Source organism: Dyella sp. AD56 (genome assembly GCF_002878475.1).
Taxonomy (GTDB): domain Bacteria; phylum Pseudomonadota; class Gammaproteobacteria; order Xanthomonadales; family Rhodanobacteraceae; genus Dyella.
In genome coordinates this window covers 1-6,792 of sequence record NZ_NRDP01000044.1, presented here as the reverse complement: position 1 = coordinate 6,792, position 6,792 = coordinate 1, and the positions used below count along the sequence as shown (strand labels likewise).

4 protein-coding genes and 1 pseudogene are annotated in these 6,792 nt (G+C 58.9%); 2 read left to right on the top strand and 3 right to left on the bottom strand.

The annotated features are described in order from the left end of the window. The first annotated feature begins 1,121 nt into the window (after positions 1-1,121). Positions 1,122-2,939 carry an SLC13 family permease gene (locus DyAD56_RS23310; protein WP_102305225.1) on the top strand — a complete coding sequence of 606 codons (1,818 nt, stop codon included), beginning with the start codon at positions 1,122-1,124 and terminating at the stop codon, positions 2,937-2,939. A 23-nt stretch (positions 2,940-2,962) separates the two neighbouring features. Here the strand turns inward: DyAD56_RS23310 and DyAD56_RS23775 are convergent, their stop codons facing one another. From DyAD56_RS23775 to DyAD56_RS23295, 3 genes are all read right to left on the bottom strand, one after another. Further along, complete coding sequence (locus DyAD56_RS23775) at positions 2,963-3,283, bottom strand: hypothetical protein (RefSeq protein WP_146010614.1); 321 nt, start codon at positions 3,281-3,283, stop codon at positions 2,963-2,965. A 290-nt stretch (positions 3,284-3,573) separates the two neighbouring features. Beyond that, complete coding sequence (locus DyAD56_RS23300) at positions 3,574-4,728, bottom strand: hypothetical protein (protein ID WP_146010613.1); 1,155 nt, start codon at positions 4,726-4,728, stop codon at positions 3,574-3,576. Continuing rightward, complete coding sequence (locus DyAD56_RS23295) at positions 4,722-5,888, bottom strand: glycosyltransferase (RefSeq protein WP_102305222.1); 1,167 nt, start codon at positions 5,886-5,888, stop codon at positions 4,722-4,724. The genes DyAD56_RS23300 and DyAD56_RS23295 overlap by 7 nt, the downstream gene beginning before the upstream one ends. 698 nt (positions 5,889-6,586) lie before the next feature. Between DyAD56_RS23295 and DyAD56_RS23285 the strand changes: the two are divergent. Next, positions 6,587-6,792, top strand: a pseudogene (locus DyAD56_RS23285) (IS3 family transposase); the annotation flags it as partial.

Here is a 6,792-nt window from a genome sequence, read left to right as displayed (position 1 = left end):
ATGCCGACGACGCGAAGCTAGTCCCCGTGGGACGCTCGAGTCACTTTTCTTTTGCTGGCCCAAAAGAAAAGTAACCCAAAGAAAATGGCCGTAAAGCCAACGCCCGCGGCATTTCGATGGGATAAGCCCGAACGGCTGAGGAATCGTGTTGCTTGGCCACCTTCGCCTCAACACAGCGGGTACTTCCAAGCGCTTCGCAACGCGCCGATGCGGAGAGGACTTAAAGCAGGCTTCGCTACGCTTCCCTACCCCTGAGGCCAGGGAAGGAAGACGCTACGCTTTCCTACCGCCGAGGCTAGGTAAAGGGAGCGCTACGCTTCCCCACCACTGGGGTAAGGTAAAGCAGACGCTACGCTTTTCCGACAGCTGTGGAGAACTTGCCATTGAACGGTATCGTCTTCCTCTCCTGCCTTGACCTTGTGCACTTAGAGCAAGAGCAACGAGGCCTGCCGCGATGCGATGTGCAGCAAAGCTGCGCGAGCCGTCCGCTTGGTGCTTTTGATCTACCAGGGCCCCGTATGAGGCGGCGTGCGGGTGGAGAGAAGGCCCCGCAGGGGTGGCTGGCACGGATGCCAGCCACTTTTCGCCGGGGCAGGAAGCCCCGTCGAAAAGCCCGGAACCCGCACGCGTACCTGGAGGGCGATAGCCCGGAAGGCGCCTCATCCGGGGTGCCCTTTCTTTGGGTTACTTTTCTTTGGGCAAGCAAAGAAAAGTAACTCGCCCTCCGGCAGGAGGGTGAAACGCCCGCCGCGTAGGCGGCCAGATCGCCGATACGCGACAACCGAGCGCAACGTTACTGGATCCCGGCCTACGCCGGGATGACCGCTAAAGATGAAGCCACGAGGCGAGCACCCACCCCTCACCCCAACCCTCTCCCCGGAAGGGAGAGGGAGAAAACAAGCAGCACTGCGCAACCACTCGCCTCACAAACCAACAAACAAAACACCACCACGTTCCACATTGCAGCCTAGGTTCACCAGACCGCCGCACGACACGCTTATACTCACGTCTCAAACAGGGACGAGTCGTCGCAGCGTGAAGTTCCCACTGCCCACATCCAGTCGCCGCCAAGACGCCCAGCCAAGGGGCGTTCGCTAGTGGGACTCGCCCTCACCCCCGAAATGATCCTGGTGCTGGGGCTCGTGGGCTTCACCATGCTGATGCTGGTGCTGGAGTGGATCCGCGCTGACATGGTGGCTCTGCTGGTGGTGGTCGTGATCGGCCTCACCGGACTCATTCCTTCCGACCGCGTGTTCAATGGCTTTGCCGGTAACGCGGTCATCGCCATCATTGCCATCATGATCATGGGCGCGGGGCTGGATCGCGCTGGCGTGCTCACGCTCACGGCGAGCTTCGTGATGCGCATGGCCCGTGGCGTGGAATCGCGCCTGGGCGTGGTGATCAACCTCGTCACCAGCCTGTTCAGCGCGGTGATTCCCAGTCAGGCGCTGGCGGCGCTGATGATCCCGGTCACGAGCCGTCTTGCCGCCCGTACTGGTGTGCCGATCTCGCGGCTGCTGCTGCCGATGGCGTTCTGCATCCTTACCGCCACCAACACCACGCTAATCGCCAACTCGCCGCTGATCGTGCTGAATGACTTGGTGGCCAGTTCGAACGCCAACCTGCCGGCGGGTGCGCACACGATCCCGAAGTTCGGCCTGTTCAGCGTCACGCCGGTCGGCCTCGTGCTCGCCCTCGCAGGCGTCGGCTTTTTCTATTTCTTCGGCAAGAAGCTCCTGCCGGAACGTGAGGACGAGCGCCTCAAGGTCACGCCGGGCCGCACGGAGAGCTATTTCGCTGACACCTATGGCATCGTCGGCGAGACCGCCGAACTTACGGTGACGGCGGAAAGCCCGCTGGTAGGCATGAGCATTGGCGAGGTGGAGCAGTTGTACGGCGCGCCGCTGATCCTCGCCATCAAGAGCGGCAACGACTCACGCATGGCGCCACCGGCGGACCACATAATCTGGGTGGGCTCGGTACTCGGTGTGCTCGGGCCGCGCGATCAATTGAATCAGTTCGCCAACAATCAGCTATGCAAGCTCTCGCCACGCATGCGGCAGTTGGGCGAGCTGTTCAACCCCTCACGCGCCGGTATTTCCGAAGCGGTGATCCCGCCGAGTTCGCGCTTCCTCAAACAGACCGTTGGCGAACTACGACTGCGCAAGCGCTACGGCATTTCGGTGTTGGCGGTGAACCGCGGCGACCAAGTATATCGCGACGACGTGCGCTCGGTGAGCCTGCGCGCGGGCGACACGCTGGTGCTGCATTCCAGCTGGCGCGACCTGGCGCTAGCCACGGAAGACCGCGACCTTGTCGTGGTTACTGACATTCCGAAAGAAGAACAGCGCCCCGGCAAGATCTGGCAGGCCGTGGGCTTCTTTCTGCTAGCCAAGTGCCTGGCCCTGTTCACTCATCTCGACCTGTCCGTGGCCATGATGACCGGCGCCATCGGCATGCTGCTCACCGGCGTGCTGAACATGGACGAGGCGTATAAGGCGATCAACTGGAAAACCATCTTCGTCACCGCCTGCCTGATTCCGCTGGGCTGGTCGATGGACGCCACTGGCGCCGCCGCATGGATCGCGCAGGTGGTGTTGCAGCATCTGGGTCACACCAACCACTGGGTACTGCAGCTGGCGCTGGCCATCCTCACGCTGCTTTTCTCGCAGGTGATGTCCAACGTGGGCGCCACCGTGATGATGGTGCCCGTTGCAATCAGCGTCGCGATCGCTACCGGCAACAACCCGTCGGCCTACGCGCTGATCGTGGCCGTCTCCTCGTCCAACACCTTCCTGCTGAGCTCCGGCCATCCGGCGCTCATGATGGTGGCGGGCCCGGGCGGTTATCGCGGCAAGGATTTCCTGCGCGTGGGCTTACCACTCACGGCGCTGGTTCTGGTGCTGACGCTGGTGACCATCAACTTGATGTACCACTGAGCCTTTCGCGGGATTCGCCCGATTTACGTACCGGCGCGCTGGCGCACATGCGCCTTGTGGTCGGCGTTGACGCGGGCTGCCGCGTCCTTCAGCCATTTCTGTGAAGGAAAGCGCTCGCCATGCGTCAGAACGATAACGCACAGAATGATGGGAATGATCCAGCAGGCGCGCCCATGCCATCGCCAATGCGCTCCCCAGCGAACCAGGAACACCAGCGTTGGTACGGCACCGACCAGCAAGCCCGATACCACCTCGGATGCGGAGTGCGCATGAAGCTCTAGCCGCGACAGGCCGATAGAGAGTGCGAGGCCGAACCCAGCGACCATGCTCGGAACGCGCCACATGGGATTTACCATGGCTCCTACCAATGCCAAAAGTGAAGGCCAGACGACCGCGGACACCGCCGAATGCCCGCTCAGTCCGGTGAAATCGATCGTAGAGACACCCAAGCCCCACGCCATGAAAAGGAACTTGCTACAGGCGGTAACCCCTACGACGGCTACGCAGAGCAGCAGCCAGCCACGGGCCTGTGGACGCGTCGCAACCGGAACCGCTAGCGCAATCAGCATTAGAAAAGCGCACGGCACAAGCATGGCCACATCCCCGAACGCCGTTACAAAGCGCCAGAGCGTATTCATGCCTGCGCGGAATGCATCGAACCATTCGCCATCCGACCAGGCATCAACGAACGCCGGGGTGGCACGGCAGGCAATTGAATAGCCGGCCGTTGCGGAATCTTGGAGAAACGGCAAAGCATCAGCAGCATAAGGAGCAAAAGCCCAACCCGGTGCCGGAAATAGGATCCGTAGTCCGGCTCGAATATCGCCTGCACCATGGTGAATGCCAGGACGGCATGGTTCGCAAAGCCAATCACGCCGGCCGCCCGGGCTTTCAGCAAACCGATCATGCGCACGCTGATCCATATTTGCATCAGGATGAAAGGCACGTATGCAGGCGATCGCAATGCTAAGTTGACCGGAAACAACATCGTCAGGAACGCTAGCAGGCGATTGCCGACGAATCCAACGAAGCCATCGTCGGGCAGATCGTATTCGATGCGACTGGCGGACACGCCCTCGAGATACTCGGCACGTCCCTTGGTCAGCAAGTCCCACGGCAAGTGTCTAAAAAGCACGAACACCGCGACCAGCGCACTGCCGTAGACAATGACCGCTAGCGACAAGCGGCGCATCGCCACGAGATTGACGCACAGCACGACAGCGTAGAGCAGGTAATAGGCCCGGAAGTAGGTGCCCAGAAACGTCATCGAGACAACATAGAGGGCAATTCCCAAGCCACCTTTGTCGCTTCTCCGCGACCACATAGCCAGCGGAAGCACCGATCCAAGTAAGCTGATTAGTTCCTTTGTCACGCAAAAATAAAAAGGCGCAAGCAAGACCATCACCGCACCAACGGCCATGAGATTGTTCAGCGTGAAAGTGGGCTTGTATCGGAGCGCGAACCAGGAGAACACCACCAGCACCGTGACGCCAAAGACGCCATTGGTAATAAGCAAGCCGATGTCATAGTGCGAGCCGTAATTGGATATCTGACCGCCAAATGCAGAAGCTATCGCAATCCACGGGCGCAGAAAGACAGCGGCTGCATTGAAAGAGCTTCCAAACGGCTCGAGGCTTGGTGTGCTATCGATGATGGTCAGTCCATCAATGTACAGCTTCTCGTGCCAAAAAATGGGCACAAGAGAAGAAAAGATCGTTGCTAGCACAGCCACAACGAAAACAAGAAGAACGATAACGATGCATCTGTCGCGCCCATTCAAGGTCACCATGGCGCGCGTCCTCTTGCACTGTCGACGCTCACTGCTGTCCCTAGCCTCGCGAACATTTCTCGGTACTGCCGGTGAAGGCGGTCTAGACGATAACGAGACTCGAACGTCATACGGGCTGCGACTCTCATGGCCTGCAGTTGCGCTGCATCCAGGTTCATGAGCGCGTCGCGTAGTTCCTTCGCTCCTCCATCAAACAAGAAGCCATCGACGCCATGCGTCACGATCTCTGATAGCGCGCCGACTCGCCGCGCCAGCACGGGTGTGCCCGCGCGCAACGCTTCGATAGCGCAGAGTCCGAAACCCTCCCAGCGAGACGGCATAACCAAGATGTCCGCTTCCGCATAGCGTTCCTGAAGGGCTTTACCAGTAAGCCATCCGTGACGCGTTACGTGAGGCAGAAGGTCACCGACTGCATGGGTGCCGTCGCCAAGTACACTCTCACCCACAAGATCAAAGTGCAAACGATTGACCCTATCCCTGTCGAGAAGACGAATGGCTTCAATAAGGGTATCCAGCCCTTTCTGACGATCGAATCGCCCTACGAAGAGAACCCGCAACCGGCCTGATTCGGATGATCCAATTATTCGGCGGTCCGATACGTCTGCCACGGCATTTGGGATCAGAACACATCGTTTGGCGAAGCCTCGTGCCAAGACCGTATCGTGCTCAAACTGGGAAATGTTGATCACACGAGTTGGAACGAAGGACATTGATCGCTCGATCAACCCAATCAAACTGCGCTTCCAACCCGCCATTTCTCTGAACATTGCCCAACCATGCGGACAATAGAGCGTCTTCACCCCTCGACCCAAAAAAGGTCTGGCCAGGCAAAGCGCGGCACCAGCGAAGGAACTGTGCGCGAAAACAACGTCAGCTCTGTATCTCTTTTGCATCGCTATGGTTCGTATTGCCAGCCTGAGCAAACCTGCCGGGGACCGCGAGCCGTCATGGGCGAACACTCGCTCAGCCTTCAAGGATTCAGACTGCGCTCCCGGTATCAGGTATGCGCATTCCCAACCCAAGGCCGCCTGTCCGGCCTCCAATCCCGCAAGATAGGTGGCAACCCCGCCCTTGATGGTCTCGGCTACATTTAAAACCTTCAAATCCCGTTGCCGCTCTTTTCCTGTAAGCGCGGGGGATCGCCCATTCCTGATGCCCATTATGGCGACCACATGATGGGCACGGGTGACTTGGGAGCCACCAAATCGAACTGCTGTCGATTGGAAACCGCGGGCAGACTCCCATCATAGCTCCCGATCACTGGGGCGGCCGAACCCATGTAGTCAATGAGCGGTCTCTTCTGTCCAGGAATGGATATAGCTGACCAGTAGACGATCCGCTTCTTTTCACCATGAAGGCGAATTTGCACGGAATCACCCTTATCGTCCAACTCGACACTCCTCGTATCGCGTAGAAGTCGACTTGTCGATGCAAAGGACCGAAAAGTGGGCTTCTCCCGACCAGCGCGATCAATCAGGCCAAAGCGGTGTTCGCGGTTAGATGAATCCGTTCCATCGTCATAGAGGTCATACCACCACACCCCATTGATATAGGGCTTAGACCTAGCGAGCAGGTAATACCTACTTAGATAAGCTGCAACGACGTCCTCGTCATAACCGACATCGTGCGATGGCCAGCCAATCTCCGTGATGTAGACCTTCTCGTCCTTACCCGCGGCCCTGGACATAACTTCATGTACCTCTCCCACCCACGCGAGAGAAGCTTCGGGCGTGTTACTCCCCAAACCGCGCCCGTAGTTATAAGGGTGAATCGAAATACCGTCGATGTACTGATAGACTCAAGCAAACTGAATCGCCCCGGGATTGGTGGAGGCTCCAACTCTTGAGAAGATGGAGCCATGAAGAAGTCAAACAAGTTCTCACCTGAGATCCGTGAGCGCGCTGTGCGCATGGTGCAAGAGCATCGCGGAGAGTATCCGTCGCTGTGGGCGGCGGTCGAATCGATTGCCCCGAAGATTGGCTGCGTGCCGCAGACGTTGCTGGAATGGATCAAGCGTGAAGAGGTCGATACCGGCGTACGTCCTGGCGTGACCAGCAGCGAGAC